The sequence below is a fragment of the Nonomuraea africana genome, from assembly GCF_014873535.1.
GTDB classification, from domain to species: Bacteria; Actinomycetota; Actinomycetes; order Streptosporangiales; family Streptosporangiaceae; genus Nonomuraea; species Nonomuraea africana.
In genome coordinates, this window is sequence record NZ_JADBEF010000001.1 from 5,572,351 (window position 1) to 5,585,610 (window position 13,260).

A 13,260-nucleotide genomic window follows, 5' to 3' on the forward strand; every position below is an offset into this window, starting at 1 on the left:
TGCCATCTTTCGGCCGCCTCAGCCCCTGCTTTCGCCGCTTCTCCGCGCTCACGGACACTCACTCTGATCTCCCCGCGCCCTTCCCGCAAGTCCGTGTCGCCTGATACGCTCGACCAAGCGAGCGCTTGGTTCATCAACGGGAGGCGTGGATGCGGATCAGCCTGGGATACGAGCTGGAGGTCCGCGGCAGGACCCGCGAGGTCGAACGGCAGGCGTTCCAGAACGTGATCGACCAGGTCGTCCTCGGCGACCGTCTCGGCTTCGACACCGCGTGGTTCGTCGAGCACCACTTCACCCGCGGCTTCTCCCACTCCTCGGCACCCGACCTCGTCCTTGCCGCGATCTCCCAGCGCACCAGCCGCATCCACCTCGGGCTCGGCGTGGTGCTGCTGCCCTTCCAGTCCCCGATCCGCACGGCCGAGCGGGTCGCCACCCTCGACGTGCTGAGCGGCGGCAGGGTGGAGTTCGGCACGGGACGCGGGGCCTCGCCCCTGGAGTACCAGGCCTTCCAGCGGCCGTTCGAGAAGTCGCGTCAGATCTGGGAGGACAGCCTGGAGGCGACGCTGGCGATCTGGCGGGCCGACGGCGAGCCCGTCAGCAGGTCGAACGAGTTCTTCGAGATCCCCGACGTGGCCGTCTACCCCCGTCCCGCGCAGGTGCCCCACCCGCCCGTCTGGGTGGCCTCCACCTCCCTCGAGGGCTATCTGGCCGCCGCGAAGCACGGCTACAACCTGCTCGGCATGACCATGCTCAAGGGCGTCGACGACGTGGCCGAGGACATCGCGAAGTACAAGGAGTGCCTGGCCGAGAACGGCTTCGACCCCGGCACCCGGCGCATCGCGCTGATGATCCCCTGGTACGTCGGCCAGGCCAGGGAGGAGGCCGCCGACGCGGTCCTGTGGTACATCCGCCGCCAGGTCAACCTCGTCACACCGCCCGACTACTACGACGCCCGCCACGCCACCCACCGCGTGCTCGGCCAGCTCGCCGCGGGGATGCCGCCCGAGGAGGCCATGGCCACGCTGCGCGAGCACCTGATGGTCGTCGTGGACGACGTGGAGGGGTCCCGCAAGGCGGTGGCGCGCATCGCCGAGGCGGGCGCGACGGACCTGATCCTGCAGTGCCAGGTGGGCGGGCTCGCCCACGACCTGGTCTGCGACTCCATGAACCTCTTCATGACCGAGGTGATGAAGTGAGCAGGTGGCTGACCCGTGACGACCTGACCACCGGGAGCGCCACCGGGCTGCTCAACCTCGCGGGCGGGTTCCCCCTGCGTCCCGAGCTGACCGCCGAGGCGCTGCGCCGGGCGGGCGTCGGCGAGGGCGACAGGGTGGTGGTGGCGCTGGCCGAGCCGGTGGGCGGGCTGTGGGCGGCGGCCGCCGCGTCCGTGGCCGAGGCCGCCGCCTCGGTGGGTCCGCGCGGCAGGATGCGGCTCCACCACGCGCTCCAGACGATGCGGGCCACGACGCTGGTCGCCACGCCGACGGGCGCGATGGACTTCCTGGCGCGGCTGCACCTGGAGTTCCTGCTCGACCCGCTCGATCTCGGCCTCCGGCACATCGTGCTGACCGGCGAGATCGCCTCCAGGCGGACACTCGGCCACCTCGCCTCGGAGTTCGAGGCCCAGGTCACCGAGGTCTACTCCAGCCCGTTCTCCGGGGGCGCCCTGGCCTGGCGGGCCGCCGAGAGCGAGCCGCTCACGCCGCTGGCCGAGGGGGTGCTCGGGCTGGCCGCCATCGGCAAGGACACCCTGATCGACGAAGGGCGCGGCGAGCTGGTCATCCCGTACGGCGACGCAGTCCTGCGCACGGGGCAGGTCACGGTCGAGGGCAGGCCGGCGCACACCGTCGGCGAGCACGTGCTGGTGCGCGGGCTGTGGCTGTCGCTGCCGCGGATCGAGAAGGCGCTGGCGAAGATCGACGGAGTGTCGGGATGGGAACTGGCGATCAGCAGGCAGGGCACGCTCGACGCCGCCGCGCTGACCGTCACGTTCGGCAGGCAGAGCCTGGTCGAGAACCCGATGTGGAGATCGCGCATCCTGCAGTCCCTCGCCGCGATCACGCCGATCTCGATCGCCGTGGAGATCTCCCCCGACGCCGCCGAGAGCGCCACGCCCTGCGTCGTCACCGACCATCGCGGCCACCACCTCGGCAGGGACCGCGCCCTCCTCTAGGAGCCCGTCATGCGGTGGGAAACGATCCCCAGGATGCTGCGCGACCGGGCCGGGAGCCGCCCGGACGCCGCCGTCACGCCCGACTTCGACCTGGCCGCCCTCCGCGAACGCGCCCAGGTCGTGGCGCGGGCGCTCATCGCGCAGGGCGTCGGTCCCGGCGACAGGGTGGCGATCTGGGGTCCCAACGACCTGTCCTGGGCGGTCCACGCCTTCGGGGTCTGGGACGCGGGCGCGGTGCTCGTGCCGATCTCCGCCCGCGCCAAGCAGCTCGAGGCCGCCGACCTGGCCGGTCGGACGGGCGTCTCGGTGCTCATCAGCGACCGGCGCCTGCCCGCTGTCCGCTCCTTCGAGGGCGTACGGCACGCGCTGGCGAGCGTCGAGGAGGCCGAGGAGCGGGCGCTGGCCGTACGGGGCGATGACCTGTGCGAGATCATGTCCACCTCCGGCACGACCGGCACGCCCAAGGGCGTCATGCTCGACCACGCGCAGATCCTGCGCGGCTACGGGGACTGGGCGGAGATCGTCACGCTGCGCGAGGGCGACAGGTACCCGGTGATCGCGCCCTTCGCCCACGGCTTCGGGCTCAACGCGGGGCTGCTGGCATGCGTGTTACGCGGGGCGACGATGATCCCGGTCGCCGCCTTCTCCCCCGACGGCCTCATGGACCTCATCGAGAACGGGCGGATCACCATCCTGGCGGGACCGCCCACCCTCTTCGCCCGCCTCCTCGACGAGCTGGACCGGCGGCCGCGGGACGTCTCCTCCCTCAGGGTCGCCATCTGCGGCGCGGCGGCGGTGCCCGCGTCGCTCGTGACGCGACTGGTCGAGCGGGTCGGGCTGGAGCGCATGATCAACGCCTACGGGCTCATGGAGGGCACCGTCGTCTCCATGACCAGGGCCGGCGATCCGGTCGAGGTGATCGCGGGCACGGCGGGCCGCCCCGTCCCCGGCATCGAGGTGAAGATCGTCGACGTGTCGGGCAAGGAGGTGCCCCAGGGCGAGCGCGGCGAGATCCTCCAGCGCGGCTACGGCGTGATGCGCGGCTACTGGGGCGAGCCCGCCAGGACCGCCGAGGCGATCGACGAGGACGGCTGGCTGCACACCGGCGACATCGGCGTGCTGGACCCCGAGGGCAACCTGACCATCGTCGACAGGAAGAAGGAGCTGTTCATCGTCAACGGCTTCAACGTCTCCCCCGCCGAGGTCGAGTCGCTGCTGCTCAGAGAGGGATCGCTGGCGCAGGCGGCGGTGGTGGGGATGCCCGACGCGCGCTCGGGCGAGGCCGGCTGGGCCTTCGTGGTGCCGAGGCCCGGCGCCGAGGTCGGCGAGGAGGGCCTGCGCGCGTGGGCGAAGGAGAACATGTCCGACTACAAGGTGCCCAGGCGCGTGGTCGTCCTCGACGAGCTCCCGCTGAACGCCAACGGAAAGCTCGACAAGAACGCCCTGCGTGAGGCCGCACAGCGCGGGTAGACACACAGTGCGCCTTTCGTCAGGAGCCAGCCATGTTGCGCCTGCTGGCCGGAGAGGCCGCACGCAGGTTCGGGGCGCGCGCTGCGGTCGAGTCCGGCACCTCCCGCCTCTCGTTCGCCGATCTCGACCGCCTGTCCGACCAGGTGGCCGCAGGACTCTCCCATCGCGGCGTGCGCGTCGGCGACGTGCTCGCCCTCGTGCTGCCCGACGGGCCCGAGTTCGTCGTCTGCTACCTCGCCGCCGCCAAGATCGGCGCGGTGACGGCGGGCCTCGACGCCCGCCATCCGGCCAGGCTCGCCCTGCTGTCCAGGCTCGACCCCGACCTCGTCGTCACCGCGCCCCGTCTGCTCCCCTCGCTACCGGGCCGCGACGTCGTCACCCTGCCCACGACCCTGCCCACGACCCTGCCTGCGTCCCCGCCCACGGGGCCGACCGAGCTCGGCGACCTCCCTCCCGCCTCGTGGCTGGGCGCGCTGGCCAGGAACGAGCCGCCGCCACCCCCGATGCCGCCCGACCCAGGACGGCCCGTCGTGATCACCCACACCTCCGGCAGGACGGGCCCGCCCAAGGCCGCGCTCTTCGGCGACAGGCAGCTGGAGGCCATCAGGGCGCACGGAGCGGGCGTCAGGTGGGGCAGGGGCGACGCGCGGCTGCTGTCGCACCCGATGGGCCACCTGGCGTTCGCGACCAGGCTGCCGCTGATCCTGCAGACCGGCAGGACCACGTACCTGCTGCCGTCATGGGATCCCGAGTCGGCGCTGCGGCTGGCGTGCGAGAAGCGGCTGCGGGTGCTCCAGGGCACGCCCGCACAGCTCGCCGCCATGCTGGATCTTCCCGGCAAGCCGCCCTCGTTCGAGCTGGTGCTCTCCACCGGAGGCCCCGCGCCGCCCGGTCTGATCAGGCGGCTCAGGGAGCACTTCGGCGCCCCCGTCTGCAACCGCTACCTGTGCACGGAGGCGGGCCTCGGCCTCGGCACCCGCCCCGACGACCCCCCGCAGGACGCCGAGCTCACGGTCGGCAGGCCGCGCGCGGGCGTGGACCTGTCCGTGCGCGACAGCACGGGACGCCCGCTGCCCGCGGGCGAGGAGGGAGAGGTGCTGCTGCGGTCTCAGGCGGTCATGAGCGGGTACGTCGGAGACGGCGACCCAAGGGTGTTCGCGAGGGACGGTTTCGTCAGGACGGGCGACACGGGTTTCCTCGATGACCTTGGCCGTCTGCACCTGGTGGGTACACAATCACGGTCATAGCGTCGCCCCCGAGGAGGCAGCGTGTCGTTGCGCGTGGCAGTCGTCGGATCGGGCCCCGCCGGCATCTACACGGCCGAGGCACTGGTGAAGCAGTCGGCGAGCCCCGTCGAGGTGGACGTGCTCGAACGGCTGCCCACGCCGTACGGGCTGGTGAGATACGGGGTGGCGCCCGACCACACGTCGATCAAGTCGATCGCCACCTACCTCCAGCGGGTGCTCGAGCTGCCGCAGGTGCGCTTTCTCGGCGGGGTGACGCTCGGCTCGGAGGTGTCCGTCGACGACCTGCTGGCCTGCTACGACGCCGTCGTCTACTGCACGGGCGCGATGGTCGACAGGAAGCTCGGCATCCCCGGCGAGGACCTGGTGGGCAGCGTCGCCGCGACCGACTTCGTGAACTGGTACTGCGGCCATCCCGACGTCTCGCCCGACATGTTCACCCTCGACAGCCCCGAGGTCGCGGTGATCGGCGTCGGCAACGTGGCGGTGGACGTCGTGCGGGTGCTGGCCAAGACCGCCGAGGAGCTGAGCTCCACGGACGTGCCCGACGACGTGCTGAGCAGGCTGGCCGACAGCCAGGTCAAGGCCATCCACATGATCGGCAGGCGCGGTCCCGAGCACGCCAAGTTCACGCTGAAGGAGCTGCGCGAGCTCGGCGCGCTGGCCAACGCCGACGTGTGCGTGCGTCCCGAGGAGGCCGTGGTGCTCGGCGGCGACTTCCCCCGCCAGGTCAAGGGCAACATCGAGGTGCTGAGGTCGTGGTCGGAGCGGGCCCCCGTCGGCCGTCCGCGCCGGCTGGACGTGCGGTTCTGGCTGCGGCCCGTGGAGATCCTCGGCAGCACCCGCGTGGAGGGACTGCGCCTGGAGCGGACCAGGCTGTCGGAGGAGGGCAGGGTCGTGGGCACGGGCGAGTTCGAGACGCTGCCCGTCGGGATGGTGCTGCGCTCGGTCGGCTACCAGAGCGTGCCGCTGCCTGGCGTGCCGTTCTCGACCGAGACGAACACCGTGCCGAACGTCCAGGGAAGGGTCCGCGACCGCGAGTACGTGGCGGGCTGGCTCAAGCGCGGGCCGACCGGCGTGATCGGCACCAACAAGTCGGACGCCGCCGAGACCGTCCGCACGCTGCTGGCCGACGATCCGCGCGGCCGGGTGACCTCGATCGACGAGCTGCTCTCCGCCCGTGGCGTCAGGCCGGTCACCTACGACGACTGGCTGGCGATCGAGCGGGCGGAGGCCGCGCTCGCGCGCACGCTCGGCAGGGGCGAGCGGGTGAAGCTGGCCGGCCTCGAGGCGATGCTGGCCGCCTGCGGCCGAGTCGTGACATGAGTGTTGTTCACTTTTGATGGATCTTCGGGTTAGGTTCCATCATGCGCCGCTTACTCGCCCTCGCCGCGTCCGCCGTCCTCCTCGCCGCGTCCGTGCCGGCCGAGGCCGCCGTCCCCTCGATCGGGAAGATCACCGCCGACGGCCGCACCTACTTCACCGACATGCAGGGCCGGGTGCTCAAGCTGCGCGGGTTCAACGCGGGCAAGTGGCCGGGCGACAGGGTCACCGAGGCCGACGTCGCGGCGATGGCGGGCAACGGGCTCAACTTCCTGCGACTGATCGTCCAGTGGCAGTACATCGAGCCGCAGAAGGACGTCTACGACGAGGAGTACCTCGGCTACGTCGACCGCGTCCTGGGCTGGGCCGACCGCCACGGCCTGGAGGTCATGATCGACATGCACCAGGACGTCTACGGCCCGAAGTTCGGCGGGCACAACGGCATCCCCGAGTGGGCCACCCGTGACGACGGCCTGCCGTTCGAGCGCAACCCCGACGACTGGTTCCAGGACTACTTCCAGCCCGCCGTGATGGCCGCCTTCGAGCACCTCTACGAGGACGCCGACCTGCGGGCCGAGCAGGTCGAGATGTGGCAGACGCTGGCGGCCAGGGTCGCCGGTCACCGCTCGCTGCTCGGCTACGACCTGTTCAACGAGCCGTTCGGGCGCTTCCTCGAGGGCGAGGACCTGGTCACCGCCTCGGGCCGGATCGAGCGCACACAGCTGGCCGACATGTACCGCCGCCTGATCGCGGGGATCAGGGCCGTCGACAGGAAGTCGTGGATCTTCGTGGAGCCGACCGTGCTGGTCGGCGAGGGCGTACCGACCCAGCTGCCCCGCTTCGACGACCCCAGGGTCGGCTACGCGCCGCACATGTACTCCACCAGCGTCGAGGCGGGCGGCGACTGGGATCCCTCCAGCGGCTTCATCGAGCGCTACGAGGCCGCCATCGGCCAGTACCCCAGGGCCAATGAGATGCCCGTGGTCGTCGGCGAGTGGGGACCGCCCAACAGCCGTCTGCCGGGCAACCGTCAGCTGATCGCCGGCTCGGTCGCCGCCATGGACCGCTTCGCGAGCGGATGGGCGATGTTCTATTGGTGCAGGAGCGCCGGCGGCGGTTACTGCCAGCTCGACGCCGACGGCGCCGCCGCACCGGGCGCCGAGCCAGCCCTCGGCGCCTACGCCCGCAGGGTGGCCGGCCTGCCGGTCAGCGAGTCGTACGACCCGGTCTCCAGGACGCTCAAGCTCACCTACACCACCAGGCGCGGCGTGCACGCGCCGACCGAGATCTCCGTGCCGAGGGAGTTCTTCCCCCGCGGCGCGCGGGTCAAGGTCACCGGCGCCCGCGCCGCCGTGACGGCGCAGCGCGACGGGCTGCTCAGCGTGGCCGTCGGCGCCCGTCCGGGCACCGCCGTGACCATGACCGTCACTCCTCGGTAGCGTGTGACGATGCGCATCACCGTCGACGGTTTCGAGGACGTCCACCGGATCCAGCAGGACCGTTTTCCCGCGCGGGAGCCGGGCTGGCAACCCGTCCACACGGTCTACGTGCCCGCCGACAGGTTCTCCTCCTCGACGCCTTCGACGTGGGGCGGCCAGGCCCTCGACCTGATGAAGACGCACCTGCCCGACACCGCCGCCCTGGCGGAGGTGTTCGAACTCCCTGAGGAGCTCGCGGCCGGGGTGCACGCGCGTGTCGCCGCCAAGCTGGCCGCCGAGCCCGTCGAGGACCTGCGCGTCGACTTCGAGGACGGCTACGGCGTGCGCCCGGACGCCGAGGACGGCGACGCGGTGGCCGCGGGCGCGGCGCTGGCCGTCCTGCACGGCGAGGGACGGCTGCCCCGCAGGTGGGGGCTGCGGGTCAAGTCGTTCGCCGACGGCGACCCGGCCCGTTCCGTCCGCACGCTGGAGCTCTTCCTCACCGAGCTGGTCGCCAGGACCGGCACGCTGCCGCCCGGATTCACGGTCACCTTCCCGAAGGTGCTCATGGAGGAGTACCTGGGACAGTTCGCCGGGGTGCTGGCCGAGCTGGAGAGCGTCCTCGGCCTCCGGGCGCCGCTGCGGTTCGAGATCCAGGTGGAGGCGCCGCAGACCGTGCGGTTCCTGCGCACGGACCTGGCCGAGTCACTGGGCGGGCGGCTCGCGGCCGCCCACTTCGGCGTCTTCGACTACACCGCCGCGATCGGCCTGCCCCCGCACGAGCAGCGCCTTGACCATCCGGCCTGCGACCACGCCAGGCACGCCATGCAGACCGCCTTCGCGGGGACGGGTGTGGAGCTGTCCGACGGCTCGCTGGCCGCCTCGCCCGCCTCGGGGTCGGCGCGGGACGTCCACGCGCTGTGGCGCAGGCACGCCGGCCTGGTGCGGCACTCGCTCGCGCACGGCTTCTACCAGGGCTGGGACATGCATCCCTCGCACCTGGTCTCCCGCTTCGCCGCCGTCTACGCCTTCCACCTGGAGCGCTACGACTCCTACGCGGCCAGGGTCAGGGCATGGGAGGAGAGCCGCGAGGCCGGCGGCGGCGTGATGGACGAGCCCGCGACGATCAAGACCCTCGTCGCCGCGCTGCGCCGCGCCGACTCCGCCCTCGGCTGACCGGGCGGCGTTCTCAGACGTCGCGGTCGATCAGGGCGCGCCACTGGGAGACCTGGCGGGTGTCGACCGGGGTGGTCCACGATTCGCGGACCGCGCTGCCGACGTGGAAGGCGCGCACGCCGTAGTCGAGCAGGGTCGGGATGTGGCGCAGCCGCAGGCCGCCGCCGGCGAGGATCAGCCCCGCGTCGCCCGCCTCGGCGCGGGCCTTGAGCACGGGCAGGCCGTCGGCGACGCCGGTGGGCGAGCCGGCGGTCAGCACGGTGGCCAGGTTGGGCAGCAGCCGCACCGCCCGCCACGACGCCTGGATGTCGGCGGCGTGGTCGACGGCCCGGTGAAAGGTCCACGGCAGCGGCGAGACCGCGTGGATCAGCGTCTCGGTGGCGGCGAGGTCCACGGCGCCGTCGGCGTCGAGGAAACCGAACACGAAGCCCGCCGCCCCCGCCTCGGCCAGCTCCTTCACCTGGGAGCTCAGCTTGTCGACGGAGTCGGCGCCGAAGTTCGCCTCGGTGCGCAGCATCACCATCTGGGGAAGCCGGCACTCCCTGGCGATCGCGGCGACCGTCTCCGTCGCGGGGCTGAGCCCGTCGGCCGCCATGTCGGCGACGACCTCCAGGCGGTCGGCGCCGCCCTGTTCTGCGGCCACGGCGTCGCGCACGTCGAGCGCGATCACCTCGAGCAAGGATCCGGTCATGAATCCGAGGTTATCGCCTATTCCACCCTCCTCCCGGCAGAGAGGAGGGCAGTGGGTCATATCTGACAAACCATGTCAGGCGTTGACAAGATCCGCTGTTCGGAACAGGTCGTCTGCGGTGCCGGTGCGCAGCAGCGCGGGCCGCTGGAACAGCGCGCCCGAGGCCCGGTGCGGCAGGTCCACCGTGCGGAGGTGGCGGAAACCGCGGCGCCGGTAGTACTGCTGCAGGCGCGCGTTGTCCTTGGCGCAGTCGAGCCTGAGCCAGTCGAGCCCGGCGGCCGCGACGCTCGCGCCGGCCCAGTCGAGCAGCGCGTCACCGAGCCCGGTCCCCGAGGCGGCGCGGGAGACGGCGAGCTTGTGCACGTAGAGGGCCGCGCCGGGCTCGTCGGCGGGAGTCCAGAACTCCGGGTCGGCGTGCCCGTCGAGCGCGATCGTCGCGACGGTCGCACCGAAGTCGCCTTCCAGCACGTAGAGGACCTGCTCCTCGATCAGGGGCTCGATCCGCTCGGGGCCGAAGCCGCCGCGCGGCCACTGTCGTACGCCCTGCCGGTGCAGCCACTCGGAGGTGTCGGCGAGGAGGGAGAGAACTTCTGGGAGGTCGGCGGGTACGGCACGCCTGAGGGTCAGAGGGTGAAGGAGGGTGTTGGAGTGCATGCTTCTGCCCTTCGTTCCAGTGGGTGACGGAGTGAACACGGAGAGTGCACACGTGGTGGCGCACGGCTTTCGTGCCGATATTGCGGGGTAAATGCAATTTGGGGGAGTATGCACGAGTCCCTAGTGCCCAGCACGGGCCGATGACCCGCGCCCCATGGCAGGGATCACCCCCAAGCGAGCCGGTTCTAGCGGAGACCGAGCTCGTAACGGATCAAGTGCTTGTCGGCGGGGAGCACCGACACCGCCACGCGCACGGGCGTGTCGCCGCTGTCGTAGCCGACCCTGATGTAGACCACGACCGGGGTCCCGAGCTCCAGCTGGAGGCGCTCGGCCTCGGCCTGGTTCGGCATCCGCGCCATGATGTCGTCGACCACCCGCACCTGCCCGTGGCCGAGCTCTTCGAGCACCCTGTTCGCCCCTCGGGCGATGTCGCCGGGCTGCTCGATCTCCGAGCCGCGGACGATGTCCCTGGGGAAGTAGGAGTCGTTGGTGTTGTAGGGCTGGCCGTCGACGAACCTCAGCCGCCGCCGCACGACGGCCAGGTCGGCGTCGCTGAGCTCCAGGCGGCTGGCGATCTCCTCGACCGGGCTGACGATCTGCACCTCGATCAGCTGGCTCGGCTCGCGCCCCTCCTGGGAGACGGCGTAGGCGAAGGCCTCGCGCACTTCGCCGGTCGGCTGCGGGGCGAGCTCCCGCTGCGGGTACATCAGCAACGGCCTGCGGTCCCGCACGACCGTGCCGCGCCGGGGGGCACGCGTGACGAGGCCCTCGTTCACCAGTTCACCAAGGGCCAGTCTGACGGTATTGCGACTTACTCCGTATTTGTCCTGAAGAGTCGCTTCTGTGGGCAATTGCGCCCCGGGGCCGAGGTCGCCGGAGTAGATGGCCCTTCGCAGATCCGAAGCCACCTGCTGATACAGCGACGACCGTGCCACTTTCACCCCTTTTGTTCCAACAATTTAGACGATCTGGTTCTGACTAGCTACAACCCCTTGACCGCACGGCCTTGACAGCCCCATCATCCATTCGTTGGTACAAATCCATCGAAAGGTCGGGCGAGGGGGTGACGGCCGGTGTTGCCGGTCCGCGCGGGTACGCCGTATGCGAAGCAAGCGAGCTTGCGAAGCTATGCGAAGCAAGCGAGCTTGCGAAGCTACCTGCCCTGGCACGACCCCCGCGAGGCAACACGTCTACTGCGTTACGCGTTGCACCGCCAGGGGTTCACCCACACCTACCAGAGCAATGGGAATGGCATGTCCGTGCTTTCCGTACTGACCGAGTTGACCGTGTGGTGCAAGGACGGTTCGTTCGTCTGGAACGAGGAGGGATCGACCGTCACCCACCCGATCGACGATCCGGTAGGCGCGGCACACCGCATCGCCGAGCGCTATCGGCATCCAACTGCAGACGGTCACGCCCTCACTGACTCCGTGCGCGAGCACTCGGCTTAGGACCCCATCCCTCGCCGGGGTCCTGGGTCGACGCGCACGGGACGGAGGCGCGTCCTGGCGGGTCCCCCACGCCCGCCAGGGCGCGCTCTCCCCTCGCCTCAGGCGTCGGAGCCGCTCGCGTCCGCCGGCCGCCACTCGATCGACGGCTGATCGGTGAAGAGCGGGACCACCCGCTCACCCTGGCGCGGCTCCCGCTCCCCGCGCCACGTCCCGTACATCACGCATCCCGGCGCCTCGGCCGGCCGCACCCGCACCACGGTGAACGGCTCCGGCGCGCGCCAGTGGCTCACGATCCAGCTCTCCACCACCCCGAGCGGCGCCAGCCGCGCCCACGACCACCCCTCGGTACGGCAGGCGGCGCAGAACGCCCGCGCAGGGAAGCGCGCCAGCCCGCAAGAGTCGCACCGCTGCACGGCCAGCACCCCCTTGGCCACCAGCTCCCACCACTCGGCCGAGTCCCTGTCCACGGCTCATCCCCTCCGCAGGATCAGCGCCGACGTGGCCGGCAGGATGTGTCCGGGCTGGGCGGTGGACAGCGCCACCTCCGCGCCCGCGACCTGCCGCTCGCCCGCGTCGCCGCGCAGCTGGGAGACCGCCTCGGCGACGTGGTTGAGCCCGTGCACGTATCCCTCCGACAGGAACCCGCCATGCGTGTTGACCGGCGGACCCTCTCCCGAGGCCGCGAACGGGCCGCCCTCCCCCTTGGCGCAGAACCCGTAGTCCTCCAGCTGGACGATCACCGAGTAGGTGAAGCAGTCGTAGAGCTCGGCGACGTCGATGTCGGCGGGGCCCACGCCCGCCATGCCGTACAGGCGAGGGGCGAGGGCGGCGGCCGCGGTGACGGTCGGCTCGCCCGGGGACAGGAAGGAGTCGCCGCCGCCCCACGCCGCTCCGGAGATCAGCACGGGCGGGCGGCGCAGGTCTCTCGCGCGTTCGGCGGTGGTCACCACCACCGCGACCGCGCCGTCGGTCTCCAGGCAGCAGTCGAGCAGGCGCAGCGGCTCGGCGATCGGGCGGCTGGCGAGATAGTCGGACATGGTGATCGGCCGGCGCATGAGCGCGCGCGGGTTCCGTGCCGCGTAGGCGCGTTGCGCGACCGCCACCTGCCCAAAATGTTCCGCTTTTGTGCCATATTTCAGCATGTGTGTGCGGGCGTACATCGCGAACTGCTGCACCGGCGCGCCGTAGCCGTAGGGGGCGAGGTACTGCGTCTCCGGGCTCGGGTTGGGCGCGGAGCCCATGCGGAACTCGGAGCGCGCGTTGATCGCGCGGTAGCACACGACCACGTCGGCGATCCCCGCCGCCACCGCCAGCGCCGCCTGCCCTACGATCGCGTGCGAGACGCTGCCGCCGCCGAACTGGTCGAGATGCCAGGCGGGCGCGTGGATCCCGAGCGCGGGGCCGACCAGCGAGGGCGCAGCCGAGTCGCCGACCCGGTGTGTGGCGATGCCGTCCACGTCGTCGGGGCCGAGCCCCGCGTCGTCGAGCGCGCTCATGATCGCCCGGCAGGCGAGAGTGAGCGTGCTGACGCCCGAGTCCTTGGAGAAGGACGTGTAGCCGATGCCCGCGAGGGCGGTGGCGTCCCGAAAATCAAGCAAGCGCTTGGCCACGCCCCGACGCTATGCGGCGCCGGGAAGGCTGTCAACGCGGTTGACACCTT

Annotated in this window: 13 protein-coding genes; 8 read left to right on the forward strand and 5 right to left on the reverse strand. The window is 71.5% G+C overall.

The window, feature by feature from the left end; genetic code table 11:
* Positions 1-149: 149 nt before the first annotated feature.
* The 7 genes from H4W81_RS26355 to H4W81_RS26385 are packed head-to-tail and all read left to right on the forward strand — an operon-like array spanning position 150 to position 8,804.
* A complete protein-coding gene (locus H4W81_RS26355; protein WP_192777272.1) occupies positions 150-1,196 on the forward strand; it encodes an LLM class flavin-dependent oxidoreductase in 1,047 nt (348 codons plus the stop codon).
* A complete protein-coding gene (locus tag H4W81_RS26360; RefSeq protein WP_192777273.1) occupies positions 1,193-2,173 on the forward strand; it encodes a phenylacetate--CoA ligase family protein in 981 nt (326 codons plus the stop codon). Before H4W81_RS26355 ends, H4W81_RS26360 begins: the two co-directional genes overlap by 4 nt.
* A gap of 9 nt (positions 2,174-2,182) precedes the next feature.
* Positions 2,183-3,643, forward strand: a complete 1,461-nt coding sequence (locus H4W81_RS26365) for an AMP-binding protein (protein WP_192777274.1) — start codon at positions 2,183-2,185, stop codon at positions 3,641-3,643.
* Between the two features lie 32 nt (positions 3,644-3,675).
* Positions 3,676-4,890 carry a class I adenylate-forming enzyme family protein gene (locus tag H4W81_RS26370; RefSeq protein ID WP_192777275.1) on the forward strand — a complete coding sequence of 405 codons (1,215 nt, stop codon included), beginning with the start codon at positions 3,676-3,678 and terminating at the stop codon, positions 4,888-4,890.
* 21 nt (positions 4,891-4,911) lie between these two features.
* Complete coding sequence (locus H4W81_RS26375; protein ID WP_192777276.1) at positions 4,912-6,213, forward strand: FAD-dependent oxidoreductase; 1,302 nt, start codon at positions 4,912-4,914, stop codon at positions 6,211-6,213.
* Positions 6,214-6,254: 41 nt separating this feature from the next.
* The gene (locus H4W81_RS26380) at positions 6,255-7,649 is read left to right on the forward strand and encodes a cellulase family glycosylhydrolase (protein WP_192777277.1); all 1,395 of its coding nucleotides are present in this window, start codon (positions 6,255-6,257) and stop codon (positions 7,647-7,649) included.
* A 9-nt stretch (positions 7,650-7,658) separates the two neighbouring features.
* Positions 7,659-8,804: a DUF6986 family protein gene (locus tag H4W81_RS26385; RefSeq protein WP_192777278.1), complete on the forward strand. Its 1,146-nt coding sequence runs from the start codon at positions 7,659-7,661 to the stop codon at positions 8,802-8,804.
* Positions 8,805-8,817: 13 nt separating this feature from the next.
* On the opposite strand, the gene H4W81_RS26390 is transcribed toward H4W81_RS26385, so the two are convergent.
* The 3 genes from H4W81_RS26390 to H4W81_RS26400 all read right to left on the reverse strand — a co-directional run bounded on the left by H4W81_RS26390 (position 8,818) and on the right by H4W81_RS26400 (position 11,090).
* Positions 8,818-9,495, reverse strand: coding sequence for a copper homeostasis protein CutC (locus tag H4W81_RS26390; RefSeq protein WP_192777279.1), 678 nt, complete (start codon positions 9,493-9,495; stop codon positions 8,818-8,820).
* A 75-nt stretch (positions 9,496-9,570) separates the two neighbouring features.
* Complete coding sequence (locus H4W81_RS26395; protein ID WP_192777280.1) at positions 9,571-10,149, reverse strand: GNAT family N-acetyltransferase; 579 nt, start codon at positions 10,147-10,149, stop codon at positions 9,571-9,573.
* Positions 10,150-10,334: 185 nt separating this feature from the next.
* Complete coding sequence (locus H4W81_RS26400; protein WP_318781967.1) at positions 10,335-11,090, reverse strand: GntR family transcriptional regulator; 756 nt, start codon at positions 11,088-11,090, stop codon at positions 10,335-10,337.
* 204 nt (positions 11,091-11,294) lie between these two features.
* Here H4W81_RS26400 and H4W81_RS26405 point away from each other — a divergent pair, with 204 nt between their 5' ends.
* Positions 11,295-11,600 carry a hypothetical protein gene (locus tag H4W81_RS26405; protein ID WP_192777282.1) on the forward strand — a complete coding sequence of 102 codons (306 nt, stop codon included), beginning with the start codon at positions 11,295-11,297 and terminating at the stop codon, positions 11,598-11,600.
* A gap of 98 nt (positions 11,601-11,698) precedes the next feature.
* On the opposite strand, the gene H4W81_RS26410 is transcribed toward H4W81_RS26405, so the two are convergent.
* Complete coding sequence (locus H4W81_RS26410; protein WP_192777283.1) at positions 11,699-12,067, reverse strand: Zn-ribbon domain-containing OB-fold protein; 369 nt, start codon at positions 12,065-12,067, stop codon at positions 11,699-11,701.
* A gap of 3 nt (positions 12,068-12,070) precedes the next feature.
* Positions 12,071-13,210, reverse strand: coding sequence for a thiolase C-terminal domain-containing protein (locus tag H4W81_RS26415; protein WP_318781968.1), 1,140 nt, complete (start codon positions 13,208-13,210; stop codon positions 12,071-12,073).
* Positions 13,211-13,260: the final 50 nt, after the last annotated feature.

What these genes read in the sequence shown, in the direction of transcription:
- H4W81_RS26355 (WP_192777272.1), top strand. Translation starts at nt 150, where the DNA reads ATGCGGATCAGCCTGGGATACGAGCTGGAGGTCCGCGGCAGGACCCGC.
- H4W81_RS26365 (WP_192777274.1), top strand. Translation starts at nt 2,183, where the DNA reads ATGCGGTGGGAAACGATCCCCAGGATGCTGCGCGACCGGGCCGGGAGC.
- H4W81_RS26370 (WP_192777275.1), top strand. Translation starts at nt 3,676, where the DNA reads ATGTTGCGCCTGCTGGCCGGAGAGGCCGCACGCAGGTTCGGGGCGCGC.
- H4W81_RS26380 (WP_192777277.1), top strand. Translation starts at nt 6,255, where the DNA reads ATGCGCCGCTTACTCGCCCTCGCCGCGTCCGCCGTCCTCCTCGCCGCG.
- H4W81_RS26385 (WP_192777278.1), top strand. Translation starts at nt 7,659, where the DNA reads ATGCGCATCACCGTCGACGGTTTCGAGGACGTCCACCGGATCCAGCAG.
- H4W81_RS26390 (WP_192777279.1), bottom strand. Translation starts at nt 9,495, where the DNA reads ATGACCGGATCCTTGCTCGAGGTGATCGCGCTCGACGTGCGCGACGCC.
- H4W81_RS26395 (WP_192777280.1), bottom strand. Translation starts at nt 10,149, where the DNA reads ATGCACTCCAACACCCTCCTTCACCCTCTGACCCTCAGGCGTGCCGTA.